The sequence below is a fragment of the Mycobacterium sp. NGS63 genome (assembly GCF_059812295.1).
In genome coordinates this window covers 578,778-593,062 of sequence record NZ_JCALCJ010000001.1, presented here as the reverse complement: position 1 = coordinate 593,062, position 14,285 = coordinate 578,778, and the positions used below count along the sequence as shown (strand labels likewise).

Below are 14,285 nucleotides of genomic sequence, written 5' to 3'. Positions count from 1 at the left end.
CCGGACGAGCTCGGGCGTCAGCGATTCCTTCGATTCCTCAGCCCCCGGAAGCTGAATCGCCGCCGGGTTACAGCGGCAGTGTCCGATGTTCTCGCGTCATCGACGGAGGAGTCCACGCGCGGCTTCTCGGCCGCCTCTTCGGGCTCAGATAGTTCTGAATCGGCTTCGGGCTCTTCCGGCTCGGGCTCGGCTTCCAGCTCTTCGGGTTCGGGCTCGGCGGCGTCAGCCTCCGCGGCCTCCGTGGCCACGGCTTCCGCTTCCGCGGTCTCCGGCTCCGCGGCTTCGCTCTCGACGTCCTCCGCGACAGCGGCTTCGGCCTCAGCGACTTCAGGCTCGTCGTCTTCGGGCTCCGGCGTTTCCGGTTCCTCTACTTCGGCCTCGACAGCCTTGGCCTCTTCCGGTTCTGCTACGTCAGCATCTTCGGGCTCGGCCTCCGGCTCTTCCTCCTCAGCCGCATCGGCTTCATCATCCGACTCGTCTTCGTCAATCCCGTCAGCCTCGGCCTCCGGCTCCTCCCCCTCAGCCGCTTCAGCTTCCTCCTCCGGCTGCGCTACCTCGGCGTCAGGCTCCTCGGCCTCTACTTCTTCGGCCTCGGCTTCGGCCTCTGCCGCTTCGGCCTCTGCTTCTTCGGGCTCTTCCTCCGGCTCCTCGACTTCGGCCGCCGCCTCTGCAACCTCGGCTTCCGCTTCTTCGGCCTCGGCTTCCTCGGCCTCCGGCTCCTCACCCTCGGGCTCCTCGGCTTCGGCCTCAGGTTCTTCGGCCTCCGGCTCCTCGCCTTCGAGCTCCGGCTCTGCAGCCTCCGCTTCGGGCTCCTCGGCCTCGGCCTCCCGGACTTCGGTGTCTTCGTCGTCCCCACCGCCAGCCGCCGCCGCCCCGCCTGCCCCGACAGCAGCCGCAGCAGCCACCGTCGCGGGCTCGGGCTCCGCCACCTCGACATAATCGCCGCCCAGCGTCGATGGATCCTCGCGGCCCTTCGGCGCCAGGATCATGTACACCACGGCGCCGATGAACACGAAAGTCGACGTGAAGACGTTGATCCGGATCCCGGCGATGAGCGTCGCGGTGTCGTTGCGCAACAGCTCGACGCCGAACCGCCCGACGCAGTAGCCGGCGACATAGAGCGCAAACAGCCGGCCGTGACCGAACTTGAACCGGCGGTCCACGTAGAGCAACAGGACGAAAACCAGGAGGTTCCAGAGCAATTCGTAGAGGAACGTCGGATGTACGACGAGCGCGACCTGTCCGGTTGACGCACCGTCGAGCGAATGCGGGTCGACGTAACCGGAGGGGTCACGCCGGTAAAAGATCTCCAGACCCCATGGCAGCGTGGTCTCCCGGCCGTAGAGCTCCTGGTTGAAATAGTTCCCCAACCGGCCGATGGCCTGCGCCAGGATGATTCCCGGCGCCAGCGCATCGGCGAAGGCCGGCAACGGAATCCCACGCCGCCGGCAGCCGATCCAGGCGCCCACCCCGCCGAGGGCGATCGCGCCCCAGATGCCCAGGCCGCCGTCCCAGATCCGCAGCGCCGCGAAGGACCCGGCGCCGCCCGGACCCCAATACGTCCGCCAGTCGGTGGCCAGGTGGTAGAGCCGCCCGCCGATCAATCCGAACGGCACGGCCCACAGGGCGATGTCGTAGATGACGCCGCGCTGGCCGCCGCGCGCCGCCCAGCGCCGGTCGCCGATCACCAGCGACGCCACGATGCCGATGATGATGAACAGCGCGTACGCGCGAATGGGCAATGGCCCCAAATGCCACACCCCCCGCGGCGGGCTGGGGAAATAGGCGAGCAACCGCGTCATGACGCGGCTCCCCGCACACCGGCGGCGAGTTCCTCGGTGAGGGCGCGCAACGCGGGCAATCCCCCGTCGCCCAGCGCCGACACCAGCGCGGACCCCACGATGACGCCGTCGGCGTAGCTGCCGATCTGCGCGGCCTGCTCGCGCGACCGCACGCCCAGGCCGACGCCGACCGGGATGTCGGACACCTGTTTGACCCGGCCCACCAACTCCGGCGCCGCCTGCGACACCGCGTCGCGCGCGCCCGTCACGCCCATCGTCGAGGCCGCGTAGACGAATCCGCGCGAGGCCTCGACCGTCGTCACCAACCGCTGCGGCGTCGACGACGGCGCGACCAGGAATACGCGATCCAACCGATGCTCCTCGGATGCCGCCAGCCACTGCCCGGCTTCGTCGGGGATGAGGTCCGGGGTGATCAGGCCATGCCCGCCGGCGGCCGCCAGGTCGCGGGCGAACGCGTCAACGCCGTAGTGCAGCACCGGATTCCAGTACGTCATCACCGCCGCGCGCCCGCCCGCCTCGCTGATCGCCTCGACGGCGGCCAGCGTGTCCCGCACCCGCACTCCCCCGTGCAGCGCGGCCTCCGTCGCCCGGGCGATGGTCGGCCCGTCCATGCCCGGATCCGAATACGGCACACCGACTTCGATGATGTCGCAACCGGATTCGACGAGGGCGACCATCGCCTCCACGGAGGTGGGGACGTCGGGGAAACCGGTGGGCAGGTAGCCGATCAGCGCCGCGCGGTTGTCCGCGCGGCAGGACTCGAACGCCGGCCCCAGCCGGCTGGCCTGGCTCTGCTGCACCGTCATAGCAACCCGAACCACTTCGCGGCCGTCTCGACGTCCTTGTCGCCGCGGCCGGACAGGTTCACCACAATCACGGCGCCACTGCCCAATTCGCTGCCCAGCTTCAGGGCACCGGCCACCGCGTGCGCGGATTCGATGGCCGGGATGATGCCCTCCGCGCGGCACAGCAGGCCGAACGCCTCCATCGCCTCGGCGTCGGTGATGGGCCGGTACTCGGCGCGGCCGGTCTCCCGCAGATACGCGTGTTCGGGGCCCACCCCCGGATAGTCCAGACCGGCTGAGATCGAATGGGATTCGATGGTCTGGCCGTCCTCGTCCTGCAGCAGGTAGGAGAACGAGCCCTGGAACGCCCCGGGCGACCCGCCGGTGAACGTCGCGGCGTGCCTGCCGGTCTCGACGCCGTCGCCGGCCGCCTCGAACCCGATCAGCCGCACGCCGGGATCGTCGATGAACGCGTGAAAGATCCCGATCGCGTTGGAGCCGCCGCCGACGCACGCGGTGACCGCGTCGGGCAGCCGGCCGGCCTGCGCCTGGACCTGGGCGCGCGCCTCCAAGCCGATGACGCGCTGAAAGTCACGCACCATCACCGGAAACGGATGCGGCCCGGCGGCGGTGCCGAAACAGTAGTAGGTGCTGTCGGCGTTGGTGACCCAGTCGCGGAACGCCTCGTTGATGGCGTCCTTGAGCGTCTGCGAGCCGGTCTCGACCGAGACGACCTCGGCGCCCAGCAGCCGCATTCGGGCCACGTTGAGCGCCTGGCGCGCGGTATCGACGGCGCCCATGTAGACCACGCACTCCAGCCCGAGCAACGCGCACGCCGTCGCCGTCGCCACGCCGTGCTGGCCGGCCCCGGTCTCGGCGATCACCCGGTGCTTGCCCATCCGCTTGGCCAGCAGCGCCTGCCCGAGCACATTGTTGATCTTGTGAGAACCGGTGTGGTTCAAGTCTTCTCGTTTGAGGAAGATCCGCGCCGAGCCGGCGTGCTCGGACAGCCGGGTGGCCTCGTACAGCGGGGACGGCCGGCCGGCGTAGTTCGCCTGCAACTCGTCGAGCGTGTCCAGGAAGTCGGGGTTGACGCGCTCCTTTTCGTAGGCAGCGGTGACCTCCTCGATCACCGCCATCAGCGCCTCGGCCACGTAGCGGCCCCCGTACACACCGAAATGCCCACCCGGGTCGGGGTCGTGACGGGTGGGTTCGGCGATGGCCGCACTCGAAAGCGGAAGCTCCGGGCGGGACAGACCTACCATCACCAATGCTCGACGAAGGAACGGCTCATCGGCGGGCTAGCGAGACGGTTTCGGGCAGGACGGGTGGGTGCCCGCGGTGACCAGATCGGCGACCGCCGCGCGCGGGTCGCCGCTTTTGACGAGACCCTCACCGACCAACACGGCGTCGGCGCCGGCGCCGGCGTACGCCAGCAGGTCCCCGGTGCCGCGCACGCCGGACTCGGCGACCCTGATCACCTTGCTGGGCAGCCCGGGGGCGATGCGCGCGAAGCAATCCCGGTCCACGGTCAAGGTGGTGAGATCGCGGGCGTTGACGCCGATCACGGTGGCCCCCGCCTTCAGCGCCCGGTCGGCTTCCTCCTCGGTGTGCACTTCGACCAGCGCCGTCATGCCGAGTGATTCGGTGCGGTCCAGCATCGACACCAACGCCGACTGTTCCAGCGCGGCAACGATCAGCAGCAGCATGTCGGCGCCGTGGGCGCGCGCCTCGTGGATCTGATAGGGCTGCACCACAAAGTCTTTGCGCAAGATCGGGATTGAGACCGCGGCGCGCACCGCGTCGAGGTCGTCGAGCGACCCGCGGAACCGTCGCTGCTCGGTCAGCACGCTGATGATCCGGGCGCCGCCGTCCTCGTAGGCGCGGGCCAGCTTCGCCGGATCGCTAATGGGCGCTAGCGAACCCGCCGACGGGCTGGCGCGCTTTACCTCGGCGATGACGCCGATGCCGGGCTCGCGCAACGCGGCCATGACGTCCAGCGGTGGTGGCGCGGCGGCGGCGGCCGCCTTGATCTCGGTCAGGCTGATAACGGCTTCGCGCGCGGCAACGTCGGCCCGGACTCCCTCGAGGATGGAGTCAAGCACGGACGCCGGACTCATGCGTGTCGTTCCCTTCCCACTGCCATCCCACTGCCCGCCACGATTACTTAGCCGATGACGTCACTGAAGGGTAGCGACCGTCACCGCACGGCCGTTCACCGACCCTCGGTGTCAGACCCGCGGGCCCGATCGGTCGGGTCGCATCCCTCGTCAAGCGCATCCCAGATCATCCGCTCCGACATCTCCGGCTTCCCTTGCCCGTCCAGCATCGCCCCGTCGGCGTCTTCGCGTGGCGCATTCGAGCGACGGGTTGCGGGCCTCGCATATTTGGCCGCGCTGCCGCGGGCCGAGCGCATCAACAAAACGGCCGCCGCCAGCGTGCACACCGCGGCGGCCACCGCGATCGCGGCGCCGACGTACCGGCGCTCGCTTCCGACCAGGAACATCACCGGCACATGCGCCAGCTCGGCGCCGCGCACCGCCACCTCCGGTACCACCCAGAGGCTGACCCCGAGGTAGCCGACGGCCAGGCTGGCCGCGGCCAGCAGCGCCGCCAGCACCCGCAGCGGCCAGCCGCGCACGGCGAGCGCCGCGACGGCGGTGGCCAGCATGAGCAGCGCCAATGGCAGCAGCGCCGTCGACCAGGTCGCCCCGGACAGGGTCGCCTGCTTGGGCGGGCCGAGCCCGTCGAACGAGCGGATCACCACCCACGGCAGCCGCGACGCCACCCACAGCGCGCCCGCCGCGAGCACCAGCAGCAGTTGGGCGACGACGATCGTGCGCCGGCCCGGACGGGAGTCAGCCATCGCCGCTCGGGGCCGTCAGCGTCTCGGCGGCGGCGATCGCGTTGAGCACGGCGCGCGCCTTGTTGGCGGCCTCGGTGTATTCGTAAGGCCCGTTGGAGTCGGCCACCACCCCACCGCCGGCCTGCACATAGGCGGTGCCCTCGCGCATCAGCGCGGTGCGGATGGCGATCGCGAAGTCGGCGTTGCCGGCGAAGTCGAGGTAGCCGACCACGCCGCCGTAGAGGCCGCGACGCGTCTTCTCCACCTCTTCGATGAGCTCCATCGCCCGCACCTTGGGCGCGCCGGACAGCGTGCCGGCCGGGAAGCAGGCCGTCACCGCGTCCAGCGCCGTGCGACCCTCGCCGAGCATCCCGGTCACCGTCGACACCAGGTGCATGACGTGGCTGTAGCGCTCGATGTGGCTGTAGTCGTCGACGCGCACGGTGCCCGGGGTGCAGACGCGGCCGAGGTCGTTGCGGCCCAGGTCGACCAGCATGAGGTGCTCGGCGCGTTCCTTGTCGTCGGCCAGCAGTTCCTTTTCCAGCAGCTGATCCTCTTCGTCGGTCTGCCCGCGCCAGCGGGTCCCGGCGATCGGGTGTGTCGTGGCCCAGCCGTCGGCGACGGTGACCAGCGCCTCCGGGCTGGACCCGACGATCGAAAAGTCCGTTGTCCCAGCGTCATTGGGTACGTGCAGTAGGTACATGTAGGGGCTGGGATTGGTCGCCCGCAGCATCCGGTACACGTCGATGGGCGCGACGGCGGTGTCCATCTCGAAGCGCTGCGAGGGCACCACCTGAAAGGCCTCGCCGGCGGCGATCTGCTCGACGAGGTAGTCGACGATCTTGCCGTACTCCTCCACGGTGCGCTGCGACCGGTGCTGGGGTTCGGGGCGGCTGAAGGTGGCCACGGTCGACGGCAGCGGCTGGCCCAGCGCCGCGGTCATCACGTCAAGCCGGGCGACCGCGTCGTCGTAGGCCTCGTTGACGCGCTCGTCGGTGCCGTTCCAGTTCACGGCGTTGGCGATCAGCGTGATGGTGCCCTCGTGGTGGTCGACGGCCGCCAGGTCGGTGGCCAGCAGCAGCACCATGTCCGGCAGTTGGAGGTCGTCGACGGCCAGTTCGGGCAGCCGTTCCAGGCGCCGCACCAGGTCGTAGGCGAAGAATCCCACCATGCCGCCCGACAGCGGCGGGAGCCCATGCAGCGGGCCGGTGGCCAGCAGCTCGAGGGTGGCCCGCAGCGCGTGCAGCGGGTCGCCGCCGGTGGGCGCGTCCTGCGGCACGGCGCCCAGCCACACCGCCTCGCCGTCGCGCACGGTCAGCGCCGACGGCGCGCCCGCGCCGATGAACGACCACCGCGACCACGATCGCCCGTTCTCGGCGGACTCCAGCAGGAACGTTCCGGGCCGGTTCGCGGCGAGCTTGCGGTAGGCCGACAGCGGGGTTTCGCTGTCGGCCAAGACCTTGCGGGTCACCGGAACCACGCGGTGTTCCGCTGCCAGGTGGCGGAACTCCTCCCGGGAGGTGGTGGCGGCGAGGTGGTCGGGCACCGACCCATCCTCCCAGATGTGGTTGGGCGCCTTCGCGCGTAGCGTGACGCCCATGAAAACTGGTGACACGGTGGCCGAGTTCGAACTTCCCGACCAGTCCGGGACGCCCCGCAAGCTCAGCGCCCTGCTCGCCGACGGGCCCGTCGTCCTGTTCTTCTACCCCGCGGCGATGACGCCCGGCTGCACCAAGGAGGCCTGCCACTTCCGGGACCTGGCCGCCGAATTCGCCGCCGTCGGCGCCAACCGGGTCGGCATCAGCGCCGACCCCGTCGAAAAGCAGGCCAAGTTCGCCGACCTGCGCAAGTTCGACTACCCGCTGCTGTCGGACACCGCGGGCACCGTCGCCGCGCAGTTCGGCGTCAAGCGCGGCCTGCTCGGCAAGCTGATGCCGGTCAAGCGCACCACGTTCGTCATCGACACCAGCCGCACCGTGCTCGACGTGATCTCCAGCGAGTTCAACATGGACACCCACGCCGATAAGGCGCTGCAGGTGTTGCGGGCGCGGTCGTCGGGCTGATCGGCGCTTAAGGCACTACGACGAATTGGCCGCCGCCCGTGGCCGTGGCGGTGAGGTTGTTGCCGAGGAACCCCAAGACCGCGGCGAGGTTGAAGCTGCTGGCCGTGCCGGTGAACACGTTGCCACCGGCCAGGGCCGTCTGGCCGGTGCCGCCGATCGCTGTCGCGAGGTTGACGGTGCCGTTGCCGGCAAAGATGTTGCTGTTGTTGGCAAACAGGGAGTCGGCGACGTTGAAGTTGCTGTTGACGAGCCCGTTGGCGCCGGCGCCGGCGTTGCTGTTGTTCCCGGCGACCATGGCCATGTCGAATCCGCCGGTGGCGACGCCGTCCCCGCCCGCGGCCGCAACGCTGGTGTTGCCGAAAACCGGGGCCGAGTCATTGTTACCAAACCCGGCCCCGGCAATGCTGTTGGTGCCCCAGATGCTGGCCAAGTTGTTGAAACCGCCCGACGTGGTAGCGGTGCTGTTGCTGCCATGGACGAAGGCGGTTTGCAGGATGCCGGGGCTGTTGAGGCTGGTGGTGGCGGTCGAGTTGTTGCCGATGACGAAAGCCGTATTGAGGGTGCCGTTGGCCTGCGCGGCGGAATTGGTGCCGATGGCGGAGGCGAAGGCTAGGACGCTGCCGCCCGAGAAGGCGTTGCTGTTCGCGCCCATGGCAAACGAGATGTCGCCGCCGCTCGAGGTGGCCGTCGCGGACCCTGACTGCCACACCTGGAAGCCGCTGACCGACAGCGCCGAGTTCTGCAGTGGGCCCGGCAGCGCCTGGGCGGCGGCCGCCTCGGCGGCCGCGTACGAGCCCGCGCCGGCGCTCAGCGCCTGCACGAACTGCTGATGAAACGCCGCCGCCTGGGCGCTGACCGCCTGAAACGCTTGCGCGTGCCGCCCGAACACCGTCGCGATGGCGGCCGACACCTCGTCGGCACCGGCGGCCAGCACCCCCGTCGTCGGCGCCGCGGCGGCCGCCTTGGCGGCCTGCACCGCCGCACCGATACTCGCCAGGTTTCCCGCGGCGGCCGTCAGCGCCTCCGGCGCGGCAATCAGATACGACATCGCTTCCTCCAATAATTCAGCCCGGCAGATAATCTGCGGCCTGCTCGCCACTACGGCGCGTGGGCGACGGAGAAGCCGCCCGTGGCGCTCGCCGAGAGGTTGTTGCCGAGCAGCCCGTTGACAAAAGCGAGATTGAAACTGGCGGCCGTGCCGGTGAACACATTGCCGCCGGCTTGGGCAAATTGGCCCGTGCCGCCGAGGATGGCGGCGACGTCGACGGAGCCGTCGCCGGCGAAGGCGTTGCTGTTGTTGGCCGCCACCATCGCCGTGTCGAACCCGCCCGTACCGTTGAGTCCCCCACCCGCGTTGGCACTGCTCAAGTTGCCGAAGACCACCGCCGTATTGCTGTTGCCCGCCAGCGCGAACGCACCGGAGGTGTTGCCGAAAACGCTGGCGGAGTCGTTGAAGCCGCCCGCAGTGACGGCGACGCTGTTGTTGCCGTGGACGAAGGCGGTTTGCAGGATGCCGGGCTTGAGGACGCTGGTGGTGGCGGTCGAGTTGTTGCCGATGACGAAGGCCGTGTTGAGCGTTCCGTTGGCCGAGGCGGAGGCACTGGTGCCGACGGCGGAGGAGAACGCCAGGACGCTGCCGCCAGAGAAGGCGTTGCTGTTCGCGCCCATCGCAAACGAGATGTCGCCGAAGCTCGAGGTGGCCTGCGCGGACCCTGACTGCCACACCTGGAAGCCGCTGACCGAGAGCGCCGAGTTCTGCAACGGACCCGGCAACGCCTGCGCGGCGGCCGCCTCGGCGCTCGCATACGAGCCCGCGCCGGCGCTCAAGGCCTGCACGAACTGCTCATGGACCGTGGCCGCCTGCGCGCCGACCGCCTGAAACGCCTGCGCGTGCTGCCCGAACACCGCCGTGACGGCCGCCGACACCTCGTCGGCGCCCGCGGCCAGCACCCCCGTCGTCGGCGCCGCCGCGGCGGCCTTGGCCGCCTGCACCGCCGCTCCGATACTCGCCAAGTCTCCCGCGGCCGCCGTCAGCGCCTCCGGCGCGGCAATCAGATACGACATCGCTTCCTCCCAACGAATCGGCTCGGCGACCGTCGGTTCCAGCTATTAGACGCGCGCAAAATTATAAGCCGCCCTGGTATAAATTCCAGCGATTCTCAGCGACCTCTCAGCGGCGCGGTCTCGAGTCAGGGAATGACGGCCAAGAACAGGTAGGCGGCGAGCAGCACCAGGTGCACCTCGCCCTGCAGTCGGGTGGCCCGGCCGGGCACCACGGTCAGCATGCTGATCACCACGGTCAGCGCGAGCAGCACCAGCTGGGTGGGCTGCAGGCCCAGCACCAGCGGCCCCTTCAGCCAGATGCTGGCCAGCGCGATCGTCGGGATGGTCAGCCCGATGCTGGCCATCGCCGAGCCGTAGGCCAGGTTCAGGCTCGTCTGGATGCGGCCGCGCCGCGCGGCGCGCACCGCCGCGAGCGTCTCGGGCAGCAGCACCAGCATCGCGATGATCACCCCGACGAACGTCTGGGGAAACCCGGCCGCGGTGACCAGGCGCTCGATTGCCGGCGACTCCTGTTCGGCGAGACCCACCACGGCCACCAGCGCGACCAGCAGCAGCACGAGGCTGGTCAGCGCCTCGCGGTTGGTCGGCGGCTCGGCGTGGCTCTCCTCGAAATCGTCGAACAGCCGCTTCTGGCCCTTCTGCGCGACGGGCAAGAAGAAGTCGCGGTGCCGCACGGTCTGGGTGAACACGAACAGCAGGTACAGCAGCAGCGACGCGGCCCCGGCGAAGATGAGCTGGCCGGGTGAGAACTGCTTGCCGGGATGGCTGACGGTGAACGCGGGCAGCGCCAGGCTCAGCGTCGCCAGCGTCGTGAGCGTGGCCAGCGCGGCCCCGCTGCCCTCGGCGTTGAACAGCGTCACGCCGTAGCGCCGGGATCCCCACGACAGCGACAGTCCCGCGATCCCGTTGGTGGTGATCATGAACGCGGCGAACGCCGTGTCGCGGGCCAGCGTGGCGGCCTCGTTGCCGCCGGTGGCCATCAATTCGACGATGATGGCGACCTCGATGATCGTCACCGCGGCCGCGAGCACCAGCGACCCGAACGGCTCGCCGACGCGGGCCGCGACCACCTCGGCGTGCTGGACCGCGGCCAGCACGGCGCCGACCAACAGCGCGGCCTGCAGCGCCACCGCCACCGGCCCGGCGTGTTCTCCCCACGTGAACGTCAGCACGACGACGGCGATCAACGGCACCACTGTGGCCCAGGAGGTCCAGGGCAGCCTTTTCAACATTGCCCGCCATTCTGCCGTGGCCTCAGTAGCATGCTCACATGCCCGAAAGCGGTAGCCTGGCAGAGGGACAGGTGTTCGCCGGTTACACGATCATTCGGCGGCTGGGGACCGGCGGCATGGGCCAGGTGTATCTGGCGCAGCACCCGCGGCTGCCGCGCCGCGACGCCCTGAAGATCCTGCCGAGCGAGCTGACCGCGAACGACGAGTTCCGCCAACGCTTCAACCGCGAGGCCGACCTGGCGGCCAGCCTCTACAACGAGCACATCGTCGGCATCCACGACCGCGGCGAATACGACGGGCAGCTGTGGATCTCGATGGACTACGTGGAGGGCACCGACGCCGCGAAGCTGCTGCGCACCAAGTATCCGTCCGGGATGCCGAAAGCCGATGTGGTGGAGATCATTTCGGCCGTCGCCGACGCGCTGGACTACGCCCACGCGCGGGGACTGCTGCACCGGGACGTCAAGCCGGCCAACATCCTGCTGACCGAGGCCAACCCGCGCCGACGGATCCTGCTGGCCGACTTCGGGATCGCGCGCGAACTCGGTGACATCAGCGGGTTGACCGCGACCAACATGCTGGTGGGCACCACCGCGTACTGCGCGCCCGAGCAACTGCAGGGATCGGATCTCGACGGGCGGGCCGACCAGTACGCGCTGGGCTGCACCGCGTTCGACCTGCTGGCCGGGTCCGCGCCGTTTCGCCACTCCAACCCGGCGGTGGTCATCACGCAGCACCTGTCGGCGCCGCCGCCGCCGATCAGCGAGCGCCGGCCCGACCTGGCCAGCCTCGACGGGCCGCTGGCCAAGGCGCTCGCGAAGAGGGCGGACGATCGCTACCCGACGTGCTCCGATTTCGCGGCGGCCCTGTCCAGCCAGCTGACGACCGTCCCCGCCGAGGTGAGCCCGGGCCCGACGCAGGTCATTCCGGCGCCGACGGAGGTGATCGCGAAGCCGAAGCCCCCCGGCGCACCGCCTGCTGAGGCTTCCGCCCGTGGGCGCGGGCCGGCGGTGGTGATCGCGGCGCTCGTCGCCGTCGCGGTGGTCGCGGTCGGCGCCTACGTCGGCGTCCGCATGCTCGGCGGCGGGGGCCACAAGCAACACAACGCCGGCGCCGTGGCGCAGTCGGCCGCGCCACCGGCGCCCGGCACCGTCGCCCCGCCCGTGCCGGCCCCGGCGATCACGCTCACCGCTCAGATCACCGATCAGTCGGGCGTGCTGGGCCCGCTCGAGCAGCAGGCGGTGAACCGGGCGCTCAACAAGCTCTACACCGAACGCGGCACCAAGCTGTGGGTGGTGTACGTCAGGGACTTCGGTGGCCTCAAGCCGTTCCGGTGGGCCGAGGACGCCATGCGCGCGAACAACTTCACCGACTCCGACGCCATCCTGGCCGTCGCCACCGACGCGCCGTCGTTCTCCTTCCGGGTGCCCAACGCGGTGCTGCAGGGCAAGGCCATCGACCTGGAAATCATTCGCCGCGACCGGATCTCGCCGGCCGTCTACCGCCACGAGTGGGCGCGCGCGGCCATCGCCGCCGCCAACGGGCTGGACGTCGCGCCCAGCTAGTTGTCGGGTTCGAGCAGCACGTCGGCGTCGAAGCAGCTGTGGTCGCCGGTGTGGCAGGCGCCGCCGACCTGGTCGACCGTCAGCAGCACGGTGTCGCCGTCGCAGTCCAGGCGCACGGAGTGGACGCGCTGGGTGTGGCCGGACGTCGCCCCCTTGACCCACTGCTCGCCGCGGGAGCGCGAATAGTACGTCGCCTCACGGGTTTCCAGCGTGCGGGCCAGCGCCGCGTCGTCCATCCAGGCGACCATCAACACGTCGCCGCTGCCGCGCTCCTGCACGACCGCGGCGATCAGCCCGTCGGCGTTGCGCTTCAGGCGGGCGGCGATGCCGGGGTCGAGCGTCATCGTACGGTGATCCCTTCCGCGGCCATGGCCGCCTTCACCTGCCCGATCGTCAGCTCGCGGAAGTGAAAGACGCTGGCCGCCAACACCGCATCGGCGCCGGCGGCGACCGCGGGCGCGAAGTGCTCGGCCGCGCCGGCGCCGCCGCTGGCGATCACCGGCACCGTGACCGCCGCGCGGACCGCGCGCAGCATCGCGAGATCGAAGCCCGTCTTGGTGCCGTCGGCGTCCATCGAGTTGAGCAGGATCTCGCCGACCCCGAGTTCGGCGCCGCGGGCCGCCCACTCGACGGCATCGATCCCGGTACCGCGCCGGCCCCCGTGGGTGGTCACCTCCCAGCCCGACGGTGTCGGTGCCGATCCGGCGGGCACCGTGCGGGCGTCGACGGACAACACGATGCACTGCGACCCGAATTGCGTTGCCATGTCGGCCAGTAGCTCGGGCCGGGCGATCGCCGCGGTGTTGACCGAGACCTTGTCGGCGCCCGCGCGCAGCAGCGTGTCGACGTCGGCGACCGTGCGCACCCCGCCGCCGACCGTGAGCGGGATGAACACCTGCTCGGCGGTCCGGCGCACCACCTCGAGCATGGTCGCCCTGCCCGACGACGACGCCGTCACATCCAGAAAGGTCAGCTCGTCGGCGCCCTCGGCGTCGTAGGCCGCGGCCAGCTCCACCGGATCGCCGGCGTCGCGCAGGTTTTCGAAGTTGACGCCCTTGACCACCCGGCCGGCATCGACGTCCAGGCACGGGATCACGCGCACGGCGAGGCGGGTGTCGGCGGGCATCAGTAGTCCTCCGGTTCGCCGACGGCGCGCAGGATTTCGAGGACCTCGCCGTGCGCGCCGGGCGCCGCGGCCAGCACCGAATTGGATTCGGGGGTCCACGGTTTGCCGGCCAGGTCGGTGACGATGCCGCCCGCCGACCGGACCTGAGCGACTCCCGCCGCGTGATCCCAGACGTGGCCGCCGAATGTGACTGCGGCGCTGAGTATCCCGCTGGCGACGTAGGTAAGGTCGATGCCGGTGGACCCGTGCATGCGCAGCCGTGACGACACCCGACTCAGGTTCTCCAGCACCGCGATCCGGTAGCGGCCGGGGAACGGGCCCCGCGAGTCGGCGCTGAACGTTCCGACCGCGACCAGGCTGTCGGCCAGCTCCGTGGTCTCCAACGCCGGTTGTGGCTCACCGTTTTTGATCAGCGGGCCGCCGGCGGCGGCGGTGTAGCGCTCGCCGACGAACGGCAGCCAGGTCAGCCCCGCGACCGGATCGCCGTCGTGCAAGAGCGCCAGCAGGATCGCGGCCATCGGCGATCCCGCGGCGTAGTTGAAAGTGCCGTCGATGGGATCCAGCACCCACACCCATGGCGAATCGACGTCGGTGCCGCCGAATTCCTCGCCGTGCACGCCGATCCCGGTGGTGGCCTGCAGCGCGGTGACGACCTGACGTTCGATGGCGAGGTCGATCTCGGTGGCGAAGTCGTTGCCCTTCTTCGCGACCGCGGAGTCGGCCCGGTGGCCCTCGACGAAGCGCGGCACGGCGGCGTCCAGGATCGTGGACGCCACCGACGTCAGCGCGGTCAGGTCCATGCC

12 protein-coding genes and 2 pseudogenes are annotated in these 14,285 nt (G+C 70.3%); 2 read left to right on the top strand and 12 right to left on the bottom strand.

The annotated features are described in order from the left end of the window. Positions 1-17: 17 nt before the first annotated feature. From lgt to AC5Y4Z_RS02620, 6 genes are all read right to left on the bottom strand, one after another. Positions 18-1,802: a prolipoprotein diacylglyceryl transferase gene (gene lgt / locus AC5Y4Z_RS02645; RefSeq protein WP_499960698.1), complete on the bottom strand. Its 1,785-nt coding sequence runs from the start codon at positions 1,800-1,802 to the stop codon at positions 18-20. Then, positions 1,799-2,608: a tryptophan synthase subunit alpha gene (gene trpA / locus AC5Y4Z_RS02640; protein WP_499960697.1), complete on the bottom strand. Its 810-nt coding sequence runs from the start codon at positions 2,606-2,608 to the stop codon at positions 1,799-1,801. The genes lgt and trpA overlap by 4 nt, the downstream gene beginning before the upstream one ends. Next, positions 2,605-3,852, bottom strand: coding sequence for a tryptophan synthase subunit beta (gene trpB / locus AC5Y4Z_RS02635; protein ID WP_499960696.1), 1,248 nt, complete (start codon positions 3,850-3,852; stop codon positions 2,605-2,607). The genes trpA and trpB overlap by 4 nt, the downstream gene beginning before the upstream one ends. A 36-nt stretch (positions 3,853-3,888) precedes the next feature. After that, entirely contained in the window at positions 3,889-4,707 is an 819-nt protein-coding gene (gene trpC / locus AC5Y4Z_RS02630) for an indole-3-glycerol phosphate synthase TrpC (protein WP_499960695.1), read from the bottom strand. A gap of 95 nt (positions 4,708-4,802) precedes the next feature. Then, the gene (locus tag AC5Y4Z_RS02625) at positions 4,803-5,453 is read right to left on the bottom strand and encodes a TIGR02234 family membrane protein (protein WP_499960694.1); all 651 of its coding nucleotides are present in this window, start codon (positions 5,451-5,453) and stop codon (positions 4,803-4,805) included. Beyond that, positions 5,446-6,978: an anthranilate synthase component I gene (locus AC5Y4Z_RS02620; RefSeq protein ID WP_499960693.1), complete on the bottom strand. Its 1,533-nt coding sequence runs from the start codon at positions 6,976-6,978 to the stop codon at positions 5,446-5,448. Before AC5Y4Z_RS02620 ends, AC5Y4Z_RS02625 begins: the two co-directional genes overlap by 8 nt. A 52-nt stretch (positions 6,979-7,030) precedes the next feature. Here AC5Y4Z_RS02620 and AC5Y4Z_RS02615 point away from each other — a divergent pair, with 52 nt between their 5' ends. Further along, complete coding sequence (locus AC5Y4Z_RS02615; RefSeq protein ID WP_499960691.1) at positions 7,031-7,495, top strand: peroxiredoxin; 465 nt, start codon at positions 7,031-7,033, stop codon at positions 7,493-7,495. Between the two features lie 762 nt (positions 7,496-8,257). On the opposite strand, the pseudogene AC5Y4Z_RS02610 reads toward AC5Y4Z_RS02615, so the two are convergent. From AC5Y4Z_RS02610 to AC5Y4Z_RS02600, 3 genes and pseudogenes are all read right to left on the bottom strand, one after another. Continuing rightward, positions 8,258-8,543: pseudogene (locus tag AC5Y4Z_RS02610) on the bottom strand (PE family protein); the annotation flags it as partial. A 727-nt stretch (positions 8,544-9,270) separates the two neighbouring features. Further along, positions 9,271-9,559: pseudogene (locus AC5Y4Z_RS02605) on the bottom strand (PE family protein); the annotation flags it as partial. A gap of 125 nt (positions 9,560-9,684) precedes the next feature. After that, positions 9,685-10,791, bottom strand: a complete 1,107-nt coding sequence (locus tag AC5Y4Z_RS02600) for a calcium:cation antiporter (protein ID WP_499960690.1) — start codon at positions 10,789-10,791, stop codon at positions 9,685-9,687. 38 nt (positions 10,792-10,829) lie between these two features. Here AC5Y4Z_RS02600 and AC5Y4Z_RS02595 point away from each other — a divergent pair, with 38 nt between their 5' ends. Next, complete coding sequence (locus AC5Y4Z_RS02595; protein WP_499960689.1) at positions 10,830-12,356, top strand: serine/threonine-protein kinase; 1,527 nt, start codon at positions 10,830-10,832, stop codon at positions 12,354-12,356. Here AC5Y4Z_RS02595 and hisI read toward each other — a convergent pair. From hisI to AC5Y4Z_RS02580, 3 genes are read right to left on the bottom strand one after another with little or no spacing between them, the layout of a single operon-like run. Continuing rightward, positions 12,353-12,700, bottom strand: a complete 348-nt coding sequence (gene hisI, locus AC5Y4Z_RS02590; RefSeq protein WP_499960687.1) for a phosphoribosyl-AMP cyclohydrolase — start codon at positions 12,698-12,700, stop codon at positions 12,353-12,355. The two genes, AC5Y4Z_RS02595 and hisI, sit on opposite strands and share 4 nt — an antisense overlap. Then, positions 12,697-13,482: an imidazole glycerol phosphate synthase subunit HisF gene (hisF, locus tag AC5Y4Z_RS02585; RefSeq protein ID WP_499960685.1), complete on the bottom strand. Its 786-nt coding sequence runs from the start codon at positions 13,480-13,482 to the stop codon at positions 12,697-12,699. Before hisF ends, hisI begins: the two co-directional genes overlap by 4 nt. Next, positions 13,482-14,282 carry an inositol monophosphatase family protein gene (locus AC5Y4Z_RS02580; RefSeq protein ID WP_499960684.1) on the bottom strand — a complete coding sequence of 267 codons (801 nt, stop codon included), beginning with the start codon at positions 14,280-14,282 and terminating at the stop codon, positions 13,482-13,484. Before AC5Y4Z_RS02580 ends, hisF begins: the two co-directional genes overlap by 1 nt. Between the last annotated feature and the right edge of the window lie 3 nt (positions 14,283-14,285).